The sequence below is a fragment of the Aequorivita sp. IT1183 genome, assembly GCF_058068265.1.
The window spans coordinates 253,980-268,136 of the sequence record NZ_JBYRHS010000002.1 but is presented as its reverse complement, the minus strand read 5'-3'; the positions used below and the strand labels follow the sequence as shown (position 1 = coordinate 268,136).

The following is a 14,157-nucleotide window of genomic DNA, read 5'->3' as shown; positions in this document are numbered from 1 at the left end:
TTTACTTTTTTTAATTTTCAACATCTTTCGCACATCGAAATCCTAGATTTTGGGAAGAATAACGCGCTTTCATACTTCCTCTAAAGGCATACCGCATAAAAGCAGCATAGTTCATTAAATCTGATGCGCCAATTGCCGCGCTTCCGCAGAAAAGGTTTGAATCTTTATCAACGTCTTTTCGAGATTCTCCCGAAATTAACACCGAATTAAAATCTAACGTCCATTCCCAAACCAAACCGTGAAGGTCATAAATGCCCCAATAATTCATAAAGGTTTCACCAATAGGATTATTGTACGTTCTTGGTGTTTCATACCAACCTAAAATATACTGATTGTATTTTTCTATTTTTCTTGCATCGGGAACATCTTCATTTGCCATTGCTGCAAACTCCCATTCGTCCATGGTAGGTAGCCGTTTGCCTTGACACTCGCAGTATTTTTTGGCAGCAAACCAAGAAACATTTGTTGCTGGAGCATTTGGCAGGCCTATAAAAGTACCATCATCCTTCCATTTGGTTAAATAGCTTTTATCAGCAAATAAGGCCTTAATATTGCTTTTTTTCCATTCTGGGTTTTCCTGTACAAATTTTAAGTAATCTGTATTTGTAACTGGAAACACATCCATTTGGAAAGGCTCAATTTTTATTAGTTTTCCTTCGGCGCCGTAAAGCGGTAAATAAACACCGCCTTTTACCATTGCCATTTCACTATTTTGAGCATTAATTTCAAAAAATAATGAAAGGAATACGATAAGGGCGGTGCTATAAATCTTCAATTTGATCAATTTATTTGTTTCTAACGGCTTTCACCATTTCAGCAGTAACTTCTTTTTTGGAGTTTCCCCAGCTGTTATAAACGTACGTCAATACACTTGAAACATCCTCATCACTTAATGCCTGAGCGGTCATAACACTATTGTATTTTTTACCGTTTACTGTAATTTCTCCAGTTTTACCGTGTAATATAATATCGATTGCGCGATTAATATCGGCATTTAAGTAATCTGATTTTGCCAAAGGAGGGAAAGCACCTTCAATTCCTTGCCCGTTTGCTTGGTGACAAGCAACACAAGTTGCCATATATTTGTCTTTACCGAAAGCCATTTGATCTTCAAAACTTAAAGCTTTTGCTTCTTCTTTTATAACCTTTGCGCCACCCGTTGGCATAGATTGTATTACGCCACCTTCAGGCAGGTAGATTCCGTCGCGTATTTCGCCAGAATAAATAGTTTTATTTTCTTCACCTTCTACTTTCAACATTGCCAAAGCACCTTTGTTAAAAGCTCTAAAGATGGAGTGGTCAACAATTATAAATGTTCCGGGAACATCCACACGGAATTCTACGATTGCTGCTCCACCAGCAGGTATCAACGTAGTCTGTACGTTAGTGTTTATTAGATCGCCTCCTTCAACATGAACTTTGTCAAAAATTTCTCCAATAACATGGAAGGATGAAACAAGACCTGGACCACCATTACCTACAAAGAGACGTATTTTCTCGCCCACTTTTGCAGTTAATGCATTATCTCCTGTCATAGCACCAACATGGCCGTTAAATACCACATAATCTGGGGTTTCATTAATTGCTTTCTGCATATCGAATGCTTGCATGCCGCGTTCGCCATATTTACCTTCTGTATAGAAATCGCCTTGCATTACGTAATATTCTTTATCAACGGGCTCCAAACCACCTTCTGGCTCAACTAAAATTAGACCGTACATTCCGTTTGCAATATGCATTCCCACTGGTGCGGTAGCACAATGGTAAACATACAATCCAGGATTAAGTACTTTAAAAGAAAAAACTTTTTCGTGTCCTGGAGCAACAAAAGAAGATTCTGCTCCACCTCCTGGACCATTCACAGCGTGAAGGTCAATGTTGTGAGGCAACTTGTTATCTGGGTGATTTTTAAGGTGAAATTCTACCTCGTCGCCCACGCGGGTACGTATAAAACTTCCAGGAACGGTACCGCCAAATGTCCAATAAACATATTTTACGCCACTTGTCATTTCACCTTCACGTTCTTGAATTTCAAGATCTACAATCAATTTTTTCGCCATACGTTTTCCAACAGGGGTTGGAACAAATGGTGGTGAAGTAAGTTCTGCAATCATTTCTTGATTTACAGGAATATCTACGGTGTCTTTATATTTTTTATCAGACTGATCATTTACGCAGCTAGTTAGTAAGACCATAGCTCCTATGCCGACGAGCACTTTGGTAACGACTAATTTTTTAAAGTTTGTTTTCATGGGTTGGATTTTATTGGTTAGTTATTTAGATGTTTTAAGCTTTAATTTATTTCTGTATTTTGATTCTGCCAAGTAAATAATACGGGATCAATCGTCACCATTATCCACGCCCAGCTATTGGAATTTCCATCGAAATTATTCTTGATAGTTTCAATTCCTTTTGAAGCAAAAAATTGTGAATATCCGGCCTGAATCCCAGTAAACTCACTCATTTTCAGTGAAGTTACTAAATCTACTTCGAACCCCAGCTTATTTGAAGTTTCGTTTATCATTTCCGCGGCGGCAAAAAATTGATGGAAGGTAGCTTGAAGACTAGATTTTTTGTTGAAAGCATACTTAATATTCGCATACCCATCAATTAATCCCACATTGCTGAGGTGATTACCAACGTAGAAATAATCCATATACCCATTGAACTTGTGGTTGGTTCCATAGAGTGGGTTAAAAGCATTATTTTCCCCGTTCGCAGAAGCACCGTTATCATTTCCACTTTGTAATTCGCCACCTAAACCAATATTTAGTTTTTCGGTTACATCGTATTTTGCTTCAAGCGATAGGAGGTAAGCATTAAGGTCATTATTACCAACGTCTGTCCCAAATTGATAATACATATTTGAAGCAAAATTGAACTTAGCTACATTCGCTTTTAAATGAATTCCGGCGGTTTGGCTGTAACGTGTTTCATTATTTGACTCTTCAATTTCATCAATATATTGCAGTCCATTATTCAAAAACAGAAAACTTGCATTCAGCTTTTTCCAGTCTTTATGAAGCCATATATATTGAAGGCTTTTGTATGTGTTTGTGGTTAAAACGTTTCCCGTCAAGGCTTCTTTATTTTGATTATAAGCAGCGCCAAGGTGCAATTTAATAGCATTTGACTCGTACTTTAAAACTGCAGCATCATGACTTCGACCCTGCTGTGCCCAATCTACATTCCCGAGGAAACGCGAATCGTCGTAAACTATTTCTTGTCTTCCTATTTTCAAAAATAAATCTGGCGTTAAAGGAATTTCACCCCAAGCTTGGTGAAGCGAAAATCCGTTTTCGTCTGCAACGTTCAATTGTGGTACATCGCCCCAAACACGTACATCTTGCGGACTTAAATAGAAATGAAGTTTTTCAGTTTTAAACCCAAAATTAAGGCGTGTGCGTTGCGACACAAATGCAGCAGGATCTGCATCATCTGGGAAAAGTGTTTTGTAACCGTGCCTAAATTCAAACCTTGGTCTGAGCTCTGCATCCACTGTAAATTGTGAAAAGGAAGAAGTGACTGTGAAAAATATAATTAATGAAAAAGTAGTTTTTAGAAAGTTCATCTTTAAATTGATTTCAGATACAAAAATCTTATTTATGAGTGAAAGTAAATATGACCTTTATCAACTTTAGAAAAGTTTTTTAAAAACTTGTAGACCGATTAACGCGCAATTTAAACCGTCATAGAAAACAGTTGGGTTTCTGGTTGGTTGCGTTGTAAAAGTAAATCGAAAGCCATACAAATATTGCGCACATACGGACGCCCTTTTTCTGTAATTTGAAGTTTTTCGGAAGTGATTTCTATCAAACCATCATCTTCCATTTCCCTAATTTTTTCGAGAACATCGGGCAATTCTTTAAATTGAAGCGATTCTTCTTCCCAAGAAGTTTCCAATTTGCACATCATATTCAAAATGTGTTTTCGTATCAGTAAATCTTCTTCGTTTAAAATATGGCCGCGATAAACTGGGATGATATTTTGGCTTACCAATTCTTGGTATTCCTCTACATTTTTTACATTTTGCCCAAAACTATACCAGCTGTCGCCAATGGCAGAAACCCCAAGCCCGAGCATTAATTGTGTTTTGCTATCGGTATAACCCATAAAGTTGCGGTGCAGAATTTTACCCTCCATCGCTTTGAAAAGGCTATCGGTTTTTAGAGCAAAGTGATCCATGCCAATCTCAATATATCCGGCTTCCTCCAGCATTTTCTTGCCCGTTTCATACATCTCACGTTTTTCGGTTGCGCTGGGTAAATCTTCATCTTTAAAACCGCGTTGCCCGTTTCCTTTTATCCACGGCACATGAGCGTAGCTGTAGAAAGCAATGCGATCTGGCATTAGCTCTTTGGTTTTTTCAATAGTATAAATAATGTGTTCTTTTTTCTGAAAAGGAAGACCAAAAATAATGTCGTGTCCCACAGAAGTGTAGCCAATTTCACGGGCTTTTTCAGTAACGCGTTTCACATTTACAAACGGTTGAAGCCTGTGAATTGCAACTTGAACGGTTGGATTATAATCCTGAACACCGTAGCTTACCCTAGTAAATCCACAGTCAAAAAGTGTTTGAAGATGCGCTTCGGAAGTATTATTGGGATGACCTTCAAAACTGAAGGAAGGATTTTCGGCAATAGTTGCATCTCTAAAAATTCCCTTGAGAAGCAATTTTAAATTTTCGGCTGAAAAAAATGTTGGTGTTCCGCCGCCAAGGTGCAATTCTTTTATAATTGGTCGTTGAGGAAATAATTCTAAATAAAGTCGCCATTCGTTTAAAACAGATTCTAAATAGGGCGTTTCAACATTGTGGTTTTTGGTAATGCGTTTGTTGCAACCACAAAATGTACAAAGGCTTTCGCAGAAAGGGAGGTGGATGTAAAGACTGATGCCTTCTTCGGAATTACTTTCAGAAAAGCTTTTAATGATTCCTTTTTTCCACTCTTTAAGGGAGAAGTCATCATTTTTCCAATAGGGAACTGTGGGATAGCTAGTGTATCGTGGACCAGCTACGTTATATTTTGAAACTAAAGTACTTTGCATGCCTTTTTAATTGAGCATACAAAAGTACTTTTTGAGCCTCTAGTGTAAAATGATAAATGTCAGCTAGAACTTTATTCGTCCTTTTTGGTATTGGCTTTTTTCCCTTTTGAATCTGGAATGTGTTGCCCTTTCTTCTTTTCAGCTTTCTCTTTTTCTACTTCTCCGTATTGGTTGTGATCTCTTTTTTTACCAAAACCATCTTGTGTATTTCCCATAATCTTTGTTTTAAATGATTATTAATTTTTTATGTTTTAGTTTATTCACTTCATTGTTTCAGAAAATTGATAAATCTGATATTCCCATTACGCTATCCAATTTTCTATTTAAAAAAAGCCCGCTATAAAACGGGCTTTTCAATTGCACTTAAATACATTACTTAGCTTTGCTGTTAAGGCGTTTTTCTGCCAAATCGTTTAACTTCTTGTCGGCATTATATTCCTCATCCAACGTTTTTTGAAGTTTTTTAGCGATGGAATCATGACCCAATTCCTTTGCATAACGAACCGCGGTACCGTAACCTGAAATTTCATAATGCTCTACGCGTTGCGCCTCGGCGATCATTCCAGCGTTTTTTACGTCTTCGTCTTTAACTTCATCAAGAAAATCTTCTGCTTCCTTAATTAGGCCTTTCATTGCTTTACAAGTTTCGCCTTTTGGATCGATGTCTAATTCATCGCAGATTTCTTCTATGCGCTTCTTGTGTTCATTGGTTTCTTCTAAGTGATCTTCAAAGGCCTTTTTTAATTTGGCGTCTTTCGCATTTTTAACCATTTTAGGTAATGCCTTTGTTAATTGATCTTCAGCGCTGTAAAGATCCTTTAATTGGTGTTCGAATAATTCTTCTAAGTTTTTCATATTGTAGTTTTTTTATTAGTGAAATAAAATTAGTAAGAAGAATAATAGCTAGTATTTACCTTTAAAATACTTTAACAAATTTCAGTTTTAGGCGACAAAATTTTTGAAACCAGAAAAAATTTCATTTTAATTGTTACAGTTAAATTATCACTAAATGATTCTAAAGAATTTGTTATAAGATATTTACCTGTACTAAAACCTCATTAGCTTTATAGAACAAAAAAAAATAATTCTAAATCTTATTGTTATGGAAAATTCAAATGAAAGAAATCCCCAAGTTGAACAAGGTCGTCAAGGGAATAATCAGCAAAGTCAAAACACTCCCAACAATCAAAGAGATCAGCAATTACAGCAGAATCAAAACCCGGGAGTTGGTAACAGAAACAATCCAAATGAAAATCAGAAAAATCAAGATCCAACCCGCAGGGGAGAAAATTGGCAAGAGGAAGAATAGCATTGAATGCTATGCCTTATTTTAATTCAATCTAAAGCCTTCATTTTTTAAATGGAGGCTTTTTAATATTGAGAAAAACTACCCCCAAAAAAAAAGAAGACACCATTTAAGATGTCTTCTTTAATAATGTCGGGATGACAAGATTTACAGAATCTTAATAAACCCTTAGTGCAAATGTAAAATGAACGCCTGTCGCGTTCTCATTTTTTATTCCGTCCACTTTCAAAAACACGCTTTTGACGTTTCCGAAAATAAAAAATGACCTAGTTAAGCTAGATCATTTTTCGTTAAGTCGGGATGACAAGATTTGAACTTGCGACCCCACGCCCCCCAGACGTGTACGCTACCAGGCTGCGCTACATCCCGAGTTTTAAAATTCAATTTCGAAAGCCTTCGAGATTAAAATTTAGAACGGCAAAAATAGTCAAATATTAATGCTTTGCAAGTACCCTTTAAGGTAATGGTGGAATATTTTGGAATGGTTCAATTTCAAATATATTTTCCATTTTCAACACGTGTTGCTAGTATGCTGTGATTTTGAATTTTATGAAAAACCGTGTGGGCGCTGGCTTATTTCAAAATAATCGACCAAATAATTAATATTAATACATCGATAGTAAATCTTCATAACTTTTAGAATGGCATTCTTTTGAAAGTTGTTATTTTTACCCTTCGAAAAAACTACTGAAAAACATATTATGAGCGAAACTATTGAAAGAATAAAATGCCTTATTATTGGTTCAGGACCAGCGGGATATACTGCTGCCATTTATGCTGCACGAGCAGATTTAAAACCTGTTATGTACACAGGAATGGAGCCTGGAGGGCAATTAACCACTACTACTGAAGTTGACAATTTTCCAGGCTACCCTGAAGGAATTGATGGCCCAACAATGATGGTGCAACTTCAACAACAAGCAGAACGTTTTGGAACCGAAGTGAGATTTGGAATGGTAACTAACGTTGAATTCAGTGATGTTGTAGGTGGAATTCATAAAGTGACTGTAGATAACAGCACCCAAATAGAAGCTGAAACAGTTATTATTTCAACAGGTGCCACTGCAAAATATTTGGGACTTCCTAGCGAACAAAAATTACGTGGAGGTGGAGTATCTGCCTGTGCAGTTTGTGATGGTTTTTTCTATAAAAATCAGGATGTAGCAATCGTTGGAGCAGGTGATACCGCTGCAGAAGAGGCTACCTATCTTTCAAACATTTGCCGCAAAGTTACTATGCTGGTGCGTAAAGATTTTATGAAAGCTTCAAAAGCGATGCAACACCGTGTAAATAACACCAAAAACTTAGAAGTACTTTACAACACCGAAGTTGATGAGGTTTTGGGAGATACGGTGGTTGAAGGCCTAAGAATGGTTAACAACGAAACCGGCGAAAAGAAAGAAATTGAAATAACTGGTTTATTTATAGCCATTGGTCATAAACCGAATACTGAAATATTTAAAGGTCAGTTAGACATGGATGATACAGGTTACCTTATTACAAAAGGTAAATCTACCAAAACTAATATGCCTGGAGTTTTTGCTAGTGGAGATGTTCAAGATAAAGAGTATCGTCAAGCTGTAACTGCAGCAGGAACAGGATGTATGGCAGCTTTAGATGCTGAGCGTTATCTTGCGACTATAGAAACTGAAGTTACTGCCTAAAACGTTCTAAATACAGATAAAAAAAAGCCGCTATTGAAGCGGCTTTTTTAATGGCTATAATTTAAATTAGATTTTCGTAAACGTCAACAATTCAATATCGCCGTCGCCTCCGCTAATGTCTGAAAGTTCAATTTTCGCATTGCTTACAGATACAATTTCCCAGTCGTCGTTAATTTCGTTAAACGGGGTAGTTTCACTAAACTGCAAAACTAACTCTTCCATATCGCTAGAAGCATTATCATAAGCCCACGTTCCATTTTCAGTAAAAAGATCGTTTGTGGCAGTTACGGTTCCGTCTTCATTAAAATTAAACACGAAGCTTTCAAAATCTGCAGTGTGATCTGAATTTCCATCTATTAACTTACTTATCATCCATTCGCCTTGTGGCAATGTCGTGTTAATTTGTTGAAACTCGCTGCTATTTGCATTCCCCGAATCATCTTCAGAACTGCAAGATGCAAATACAACTATGGCTAATAATATGATTATTTTTTTCATAATTTTTTTGTTTGCAATAAAGTTGAAATATTAACGATGAAAACCTCTTAAAATTATTATAAATGATAAAAGGCCTAACAGTATTTTATGAAACTGTTAAGCCTTTTTGGCAATTCTGAAGCTATTTTAAAATAAAAAGAATGTCGATAGCTTTACATTTTGTTCACGCTTCCTGAATTACTTTTATCTGAATTTACTGAAACTGGATTGCCGTAATAGTTAATTTCACCAGCACTGCTTGCGCTCGTTTCTAATTTTTCCTTCACAGTAACCGTTACTTCTGCACCGCTGGAAGCTTCTGCTTTACAATTGATAACCAAAAGTCTCTTTGCGTTTATTTCACTGCCGCTAGAGGCATCTGCATTTAAAGAAGTAGCTTTTCCCGATACTTCCAAATCTGAACCACTACTGCTTTTTGCAACTAAATCTTGTGCAAAAACTTCTACTTTTAATTCTGCGCCGCTACTGCTTTTAAGATTTAAATTCTGACTTTTTATTACGGAATTCCCCGTTACTTCTGCGCCACTGCTGGCTTCAATACTATTAAGTTCTTTAAAAGTAACGTATATCTTTTTCGATTCTGAACGTCCAATATTTTCTGAAGTGGTAACATGTAGTTTTCCACCTTTAATGTCGGTTTCTATATATTGAAGTAAATTTTCATCTGCTTCAACTACAATTTTGTTTTCGGCGCCTTGGGTAAGGAAAACCTCTAATCCAGCGCTTCCGCGTACTTCAGTAAAATCTTCGGTAACTTCACGTTCCTCGGTCACTACGTTTCCGTTGCCTTTTTCACCATTATTAATATTAATGTTGCAAGCGTTGAACATTATAGCTGCGGTTATTGCGATTATAAAACTTGTTGTTTTCATGTGTTTTAGTTTTTGGTTTTAGTTGATGGTAACAATATTTTGTTTTGTGTAAATTTTCAGTACTTGTCTGTTAATTTTCAAAACCTGCATTCACGTTTTCTTCCCAAGTGTTTTTCTGAATAGTTTGCGTGGTATCCACAACTTTTTGAGTATTTATAGTTTCCAAAGTGTCGGTTGTTTCAATGGTTTCTATAATCTCTTTACAATCCAGACATGTTACTTGGTTTTTTAGAATTCTGAAATAATGCGCCTCGTTGTCCCAATTACTTAATTCCTTAAAATTTGAATTGTAGCTATAATACGAAGCCGTATTTTCTTCGGAATAAATTACGGTTCCCACAGGAACATAAACCGTTATTTCAATTTGCTGATCGCGGAATTTATTTGAAGTATCTGTAATGAAAAATCCGTCGAGCATCAAAGTGTTGTTTTCAATAGAATACGTGTATTCTATTGCTTGAGCGCGTTTTTTAGCATCTAGATTGTTGTTTCCTTCGGCTGCTTTTTCAATTACAATTTTACCGATGGAATCTTTAGAAGATTTAATATTCAATATAATATTACTTGAATAAATAACTCTTTTTTCTTCTGCATTATATTTTAGTTCAAGTCCGCTTTCACGGCGCACTTCATAACTAAATTGTTTATCGGCATGCATAGCAATACGCAAGGTATCTCCGCTGCGAACGGCGAGGGATTGTTCTTCAATATAGTTTCCGTCGTACGCCTGTTCAGTAGCTTGCTTTATTCCCAAAAAGGCTAAGCCAATAACAGATAAAGCCCAAACTACAATCAGTAATATTTTTACTGTGGAGCTCATCGATTTCAGGTTACTAATTAGAAGTTTTAGTCCTAAAACGAATAATGCAAAAAATGGAATTCCAATGGCGAATAGGCCTAATAAGGCTAATAACCAAATTGGAACATTAGTAACATCTACCATTGCAAAGTCGTCTAAAACTGTATTATTACCCCAGAAATCTATGGATCCAAAGGTGAAAAATCCCACTACCAACCCGATAATTGTAGAAAGTGAAACGATAATTATTAATACCCCGATAAATTTTGCAAACACCATAAAAAGTGTTTTAATTACGTTTCCCAAATTGTCGAAAAAACCAGAAGTGCTCGATTTTATTTTATTACCATATTTGTCATAATCTACGTTTTTTACGCGGTCTGCAACATTGTCAAAACCTTCTTTGAATTTTCGTTCTATGTTCGAAATATTCACAGGCTCTCCAGTCATTTTCAGTTTGTCTGAAGTTGTGAGTGCTGGAGGAACCAGCACCCATAATAGAATATATACTAGAACTGGCGAACCAAATCCTGCAAATATTAATAGTATCCAAATAAGTCGAACCCAAATGGCATCGATGCCAAAATAGTGTCCTAAACCAGAGGATACACCAGAGATATACTTGTTATCCACATCTCTAAAAAGTTGCTTATGTGAAGAATTTCCACTCGATTTTGAGCGTGATTTAGATGAAGGTGGAACGTCTTCGAAAATTTCGTCGTCTACTTCGTAGTCTTCGGGCTGTCCCATAACTGCAATTACTTGGTCAAGAATATTCAGCGATACAACTTGCGTTGGACTTTCAATCTTTTCAGAAAAAAGTTCGCCAATGCGGGCTTCAATGTCCTGCATTATTTCTTCACTTCCGTCAGCGCTTTTTAGCGATTTTCTGATGGCGTCTAGGTAGCGCGAAAGTTTCCCAAAGGCATCTTCGTCTATATGAAAGGAAGTGCCTGCCAAATTTATGTTTACTGTCTTGTTCATTTTGTGTTTTTTTCGCTGGTTACAATGTTCACGGCCTGTTGCAATTCGCTCCAGGTGTCGTTCAATTCTGTTAAAAATAGTTTGCCGGTTTCGGTAAGGTCATAATACTTGCGTGGTGGTCCGCCGGTAGATTCTTCCCAACGGTAGGAAAGCAATCCTGCGTTTTTAAGCCTTGTGAGCAGCGGATAGATTGTACCTTCCACGACAAGCATCTTTGCGTCTTTTAGAGTTTCAAGAATGTCTGAAGTATAAGCCTCGCCGTCTTTTAAAACGGAAAGGATGCAGAACTCCAAAACCCCTTTTCGCATCTGCGCTTTTGTGTTTTCGATTTTCATAAATTTTCGTTTACTTGTTTTTTGAACTCTTGTTCGTTATTGATGATGAATGAATAAGGAAGCGCGCTTGTGGTTTCTTCGCATTGTTGATGAGACAATACGCTAACAGTTTCCTGTTCCGTGGGCATGCTTGCGCCTATAAACTGTAAAATGGCAGCCAATAGGTAACTAACTAATGTGCTCATTTTGAATAGGGTTTTTAGGGTTAGTTTTTATAAATGGTATACAAAGTGGATATTTATACAACTGTCCGCGCGAAGCGTGAATGGTAGCATTAATTACAGCGTAAAGCTCAAAAATGAAGAGCGCCAACAGCAGTAATATTGCCAATCCGAATAATAAAATATAACCAGAAAGATTCTGAATATTATTTATTGAAAATTCGCCCGAATTATGATCTATGGTTTCAATAAGTGTAATAAAATCTGTCGCAAAAATGATAATAAACGGAAGGCAGATTAAGCCAATTAATATAGTATAAACTAAAGTGCTCAACTGAAAATTAATGGCCTGCTTACCGTGTTCGTCCACAAATGCTTTTTCTTTATTGAATGTCCAAATTAATATGGGCGCGATATAATTCGCAAACGGGAAAAAATATTTTAAAAAGGTAGACAAGTGAATAAATGTACTTGTGTTTTTCTGATTTTCTGTTACTGTAGTTTCCATTGCTTGTTATTTTCTTATGCAAATATATGTCTAAAAGACAGTAGTATGTAACACATAGTACTATAATTAACATTTATTTAACAAATAGGAGGGTATTGATTTATTGAATACCTTCGTAGAATATATATATAGAAATGAAACTCAGCCCAAGTAAAATCAACACTTTCCTATTGTTTAAACTGCCTTCTGCTTACTTTACAGGAGTGCGGGTAAAAACAATTTCAGAAAATGAATGTACAACTACGGTAAAGCACCGCTGGATAAATCAGAACCCTTTTAATTCGATGTTTTGGGCAGTGCAAGGGATGGCTGCCGAACTAAGCACCGGAGCAATGGTGATGGCGAAAATTAAGGAAAGCAATAAAAACATTTCGATGCTAGTAGCGAATAACAGTGCTACTTTCCTAAAAAAAGCACGTGGACGGATTCTATTTAATTGTACAGATGGAGTGTTATTAGATGATGCAATTAAAAAAGCAATTTCCACTGGCGAGGGACAAACCATTAACATGAAATCTATAGGAAAGAACTCAGATGGCGATGTAGTTTCATCGTTCGAGTTTGAATGGACATTGAAGCTTAAAAAAGTTTAATGCCATTATGCATAAGTAGTTGGGGCTGGCTTTATTTAATTAACGAAATTTTAACACCTTGAAATTCACTACTAAAAGAGTTTAACTCAATAATAATAGCTATATTTAAATCACAATAACACTAAAATCTTCGCCTATTATAAAAAGCTACTTCACTAAAATCTAATTAAATTTTAAATAGCTATGGCAAGAGCAATGTATGATTATACCAAAGCTGTACTTGCAAAAGTAAGCTTTGATGTTAATTTGTTCTGTAAAGAGTTACAAAAAGCAATGACACGGTTGCTTCCTTACGAGATTGAGGAACTTAAACTGTGGATTGATTCTCTTATTAAGCAGAACCCACAATTAAATCAATGTCTAATCTACCTAAACCCATAAAAAAACCCCTCTGATTTGTCAGAGGGATTTTTTTATGGGGTTTAGCGTTTTTTTAGGCGAAGACGACCCTTTACTTTTTAGCAGGGCTAATTATTTTCACATCCTGAAAAGCAATGGCGCCACGAATAACACCAGAAATAATATCGTGTAACGCATTTATAATTTGCATCTTCAATTCACTTTTGCTGTATATTAAACTAACCTCCCTTGCAGGTGAGGGTTCTTTAAAGTATCTCAGATTTTTGTTTTGTGCCGGATTTATATCCAAAGTATGTAAATAGGGCAGAAGCGTCATTCCCAAACCTTCATCAGAAAGTTTTATAAGCGTTTCAAAACTGCCACTTTCTAATTGAAACTTTTCACTGCTGGCATTCTTTGACGCTTTGCAAAGATTTATTATTCCATCGCGGAAACAATGACCGTCTTCCAGCAGTAAAATGTCGTCAATATCCAAATCGCTCACTTCTAATTTTTCCTTTGAAGCCAAACGATGACTTTTAGGAATATAACCCACGAATGGCTCGTAATATAAAGGTCTTTCTTTAATTTTATCGTGTTCTAAAGGTGTGGCGGCAATGGCAGCATCTAAATAACCGTCGTTAATTTTCGTGATTATTTCATCGGTATTTAGTTCTTCAATCTTCAATTGTACTTTTGGGTAGCGATTAGAAAAATTCTTCAAAAACATGGGAAGCAATGTTGGCATTACCGTAGGAATTATACCGAGTTTAAAAGTTCCACCAATAAATCCTTTTTCTTGATCCACAACATCCTGCATGCGCTCCGACTCATTCACAATATTGCGCGCCTGTTCCACAATTTTCTTTCCAACGCTTGTAAGTTCTATGGGTTTTTTGCTTCTGTCGAAAATAAGTATTTCTAGCTCGTCTTCTAATTTTTGAATTTGCATACTTAGCGTAGGCTGTGTAACAAAGGTCTTTTCAGCAGCTTTAGTAAAATTTTGATGTTCGGCTACCGCCAAAACATACTTAAGTTGAGTGATCGTCATT

General features: G+C 36.3%; 17 protein-coding genes and 1 tRNA gene. 4 read left to right on the top strand and 14 right to left on the bottom strand.

Annotation, left to right across the window (positions count from 1 at the left end):
* Positions 1-10 precede the first annotated feature (10 nt).
* The 6 genes from AC3RVF_RS04005 to AC3RVF_RS03980 all read right to left on the bottom strand — a co-directional run bounded on the left by AC3RVF_RS04005 (position 11) and on the right by AC3RVF_RS03980 (position 5,901).
* Positions 11-775, bottom strand: coding sequence for a formylglycine-generating enzyme family protein (locus AC3RVF_RS04005; RefSeq protein ID WP_489690998.1), 765 nt, complete (start codon positions 773-775; stop codon positions 11-13).
* A gap of 10 nt (positions 776-785) precedes the next feature.
* A complete protein-coding gene (gene nirK, locus AC3RVF_RS04000; RefSeq protein ID WP_489690999.1) occupies positions 786-2,252 on the bottom strand; it encodes a copper-containing nitrite reductase in 1,467 nt (488 codons plus the stop codon).
* Positions 2,253-2,293: 41 nt separating this feature from the next.
* A complete protein-coding gene (locus AC3RVF_RS03995; protein WP_489692816.1) occupies positions 2,294-3,571 on the bottom strand; it encodes an alginate export family protein in 1,278 nt (425 codons plus the stop codon).
* Between the two features lie 110 nt (positions 3,572-3,681).
* Positions 3,682-5,046, bottom strand: coding sequence for an oxygen-independent coproporphyrinogen III oxidase (gene hemN, locus AC3RVF_RS03990; protein WP_489692815.1), 1,365 nt, complete (start codon positions 5,044-5,046; stop codon positions 3,682-3,684).
* Between the two features lie 71 nt (positions 5,047-5,117).
* Complete coding sequence (locus AC3RVF_RS03985; protein ID WP_489692814.1) at positions 5,118-5,261, bottom strand: hypothetical protein; 144 nt, start codon at positions 5,259-5,261, stop codon at positions 5,118-5,120.
* Positions 5,262-5,418: 157 nt separating this feature from the next.
* The gene (locus tag AC3RVF_RS03980) at positions 5,419-5,901 is read right to left on the bottom strand and encodes a YciE/YciF ferroxidase family protein (protein WP_489691003.1); all 483 of its coding nucleotides are present in this window, start codon (positions 5,899-5,901) and stop codon (positions 5,419-5,421) included.
* A 247-nt stretch (positions 5,902-6,148) separates the two neighbouring features.
* Here AC3RVF_RS03980 and AC3RVF_RS03975 point away from each other — a divergent pair, with 247 nt between their 5' ends.
* Positions 6,149-6,355 carry a hypothetical protein gene (locus AC3RVF_RS03975; protein WP_489691004.1) on the top strand — a complete coding sequence of 69 codons (207 nt, stop codon included), beginning with the start codon at positions 6,149-6,151 and terminating at the stop codon, positions 6,353-6,355.
* 292 nt (positions 6,356-6,647) lie between these two features.
* Here the strand turns inward: AC3RVF_RS03975 and AC3RVF_RS03970 are convergent.
* Positions 6,648-6,721 (bottom strand) — tRNA-Pro (locus AC3RVF_RS03970).
* Between the two features lie 332 nt (positions 6,722-7,053).
* Here AC3RVF_RS03970 and trxB point away from each other — a divergent pair.
* The gene (gene trxB / locus AC3RVF_RS03965; RefSeq protein ID WP_489691005.1) at positions 7,054-8,016 is read left to right on the top strand and encodes a thioredoxin-disulfide reductase; all 963 of its coding nucleotides are present in this window, start codon (positions 7,054-7,056) and stop codon (positions 8,014-8,016) included.
* Positions 8,017-8,082: 66 nt separating this feature from the next.
* Here trxB and AC3RVF_RS03960 read toward each other — a convergent pair whose 3' ends face one another.
* The 6 genes from AC3RVF_RS03960 to AC3RVF_RS03935 all read right to left on the bottom strand — a co-directional run bounded on the left by AC3RVF_RS03960 (position 8,083) and on the right by AC3RVF_RS03935 (position 12,173).
* Positions 8,083-8,514, bottom strand: coding sequence for a hypothetical protein (locus AC3RVF_RS03960; RefSeq protein WP_489691006.1), 432 nt, complete (start codon positions 8,512-8,514; stop codon positions 8,083-8,085).
* Positions 8,515-8,666: 152 nt separating this feature from the next.
* A complete protein-coding gene (locus tag AC3RVF_RS03955; RefSeq protein WP_489692813.1) occupies positions 8,667-9,386 on the bottom strand; it encodes a head GIN domain-containing protein in 720 nt (239 codons plus the stop codon).
* A 70-nt stretch (positions 9,387-9,456) separates the two neighbouring features.
* Entirely contained in the window at positions 9,457-11,169 is a 1,713-nt protein-coding gene (locus tag AC3RVF_RS03950; RefSeq protein ID WP_489692812.1) for a PspC domain-containing protein, read from the bottom strand.
* A complete protein-coding gene (locus tag AC3RVF_RS03945) occupies positions 11,166-11,504 on the bottom strand; it encodes a PadR family transcriptional regulator (protein WP_489692811.1) in 339 nt (112 codons plus the stop codon). The genes AC3RVF_RS03950 and AC3RVF_RS03945 overlap by 4 nt, the downstream gene beginning before the upstream one ends.
* A complete protein-coding gene (locus AC3RVF_RS03940; protein WP_489691010.1) occupies positions 11,501-11,689 on the bottom strand; it encodes a hypothetical protein in 189 nt (62 codons plus the stop codon). Before AC3RVF_RS03940 ends, AC3RVF_RS03945 begins: the two co-directional genes overlap by 4 nt.
* Complete coding sequence (locus AC3RVF_RS03935; RefSeq protein ID WP_489691011.1) at positions 11,673-12,173, bottom strand: DUF4870 domain-containing protein; 501 nt, start codon at positions 12,171-12,173, stop codon at positions 11,673-11,675. Before AC3RVF_RS03935 ends, AC3RVF_RS03940 begins: the two co-directional genes overlap by 17 nt.
* Positions 12,174-12,307: 134 nt before the next feature.
* On the opposite strand from AC3RVF_RS03935, the gene AC3RVF_RS03930 reads away from it, so the two are divergent.
* Together AC3RVF_RS03930 and AC3RVF_RS03925 are read left to right on the top strand one after the other, a co-directional pair.
* Positions 12,308-12,766 carry a DUF4442 domain-containing protein gene (locus AC3RVF_RS03930; protein ID WP_489692810.1) on the top strand — a complete coding sequence of 153 codons (459 nt, stop codon included), beginning with the start codon at positions 12,308-12,310 and terminating at the stop codon, positions 12,764-12,766.
* Between the two features lie 183 nt (positions 12,767-12,949).
* Positions 12,950-13,147: a hypothetical protein gene (locus AC3RVF_RS03925; protein ID WP_489691013.1), complete on the top strand. Its 198-nt coding sequence runs from the start codon at positions 12,950-12,952 to the stop codon at positions 13,145-13,147.
* 70 nt (positions 13,148-13,217) lie between these two features.
* On the opposite strand, the gene AC3RVF_RS03920 is transcribed toward AC3RVF_RS03925, so the two are convergent.
* On the bottom strand, positions 13,218-14,156 hold the full coding sequence (locus tag AC3RVF_RS03920; protein ID WP_489691014.1) for a LysR family transcriptional regulator: 939 nt from the start codon (positions 14,154-14,156) through the stop codon (positions 13,218-13,220).
* Position 14,157: the final 1 nt, after the last annotated feature.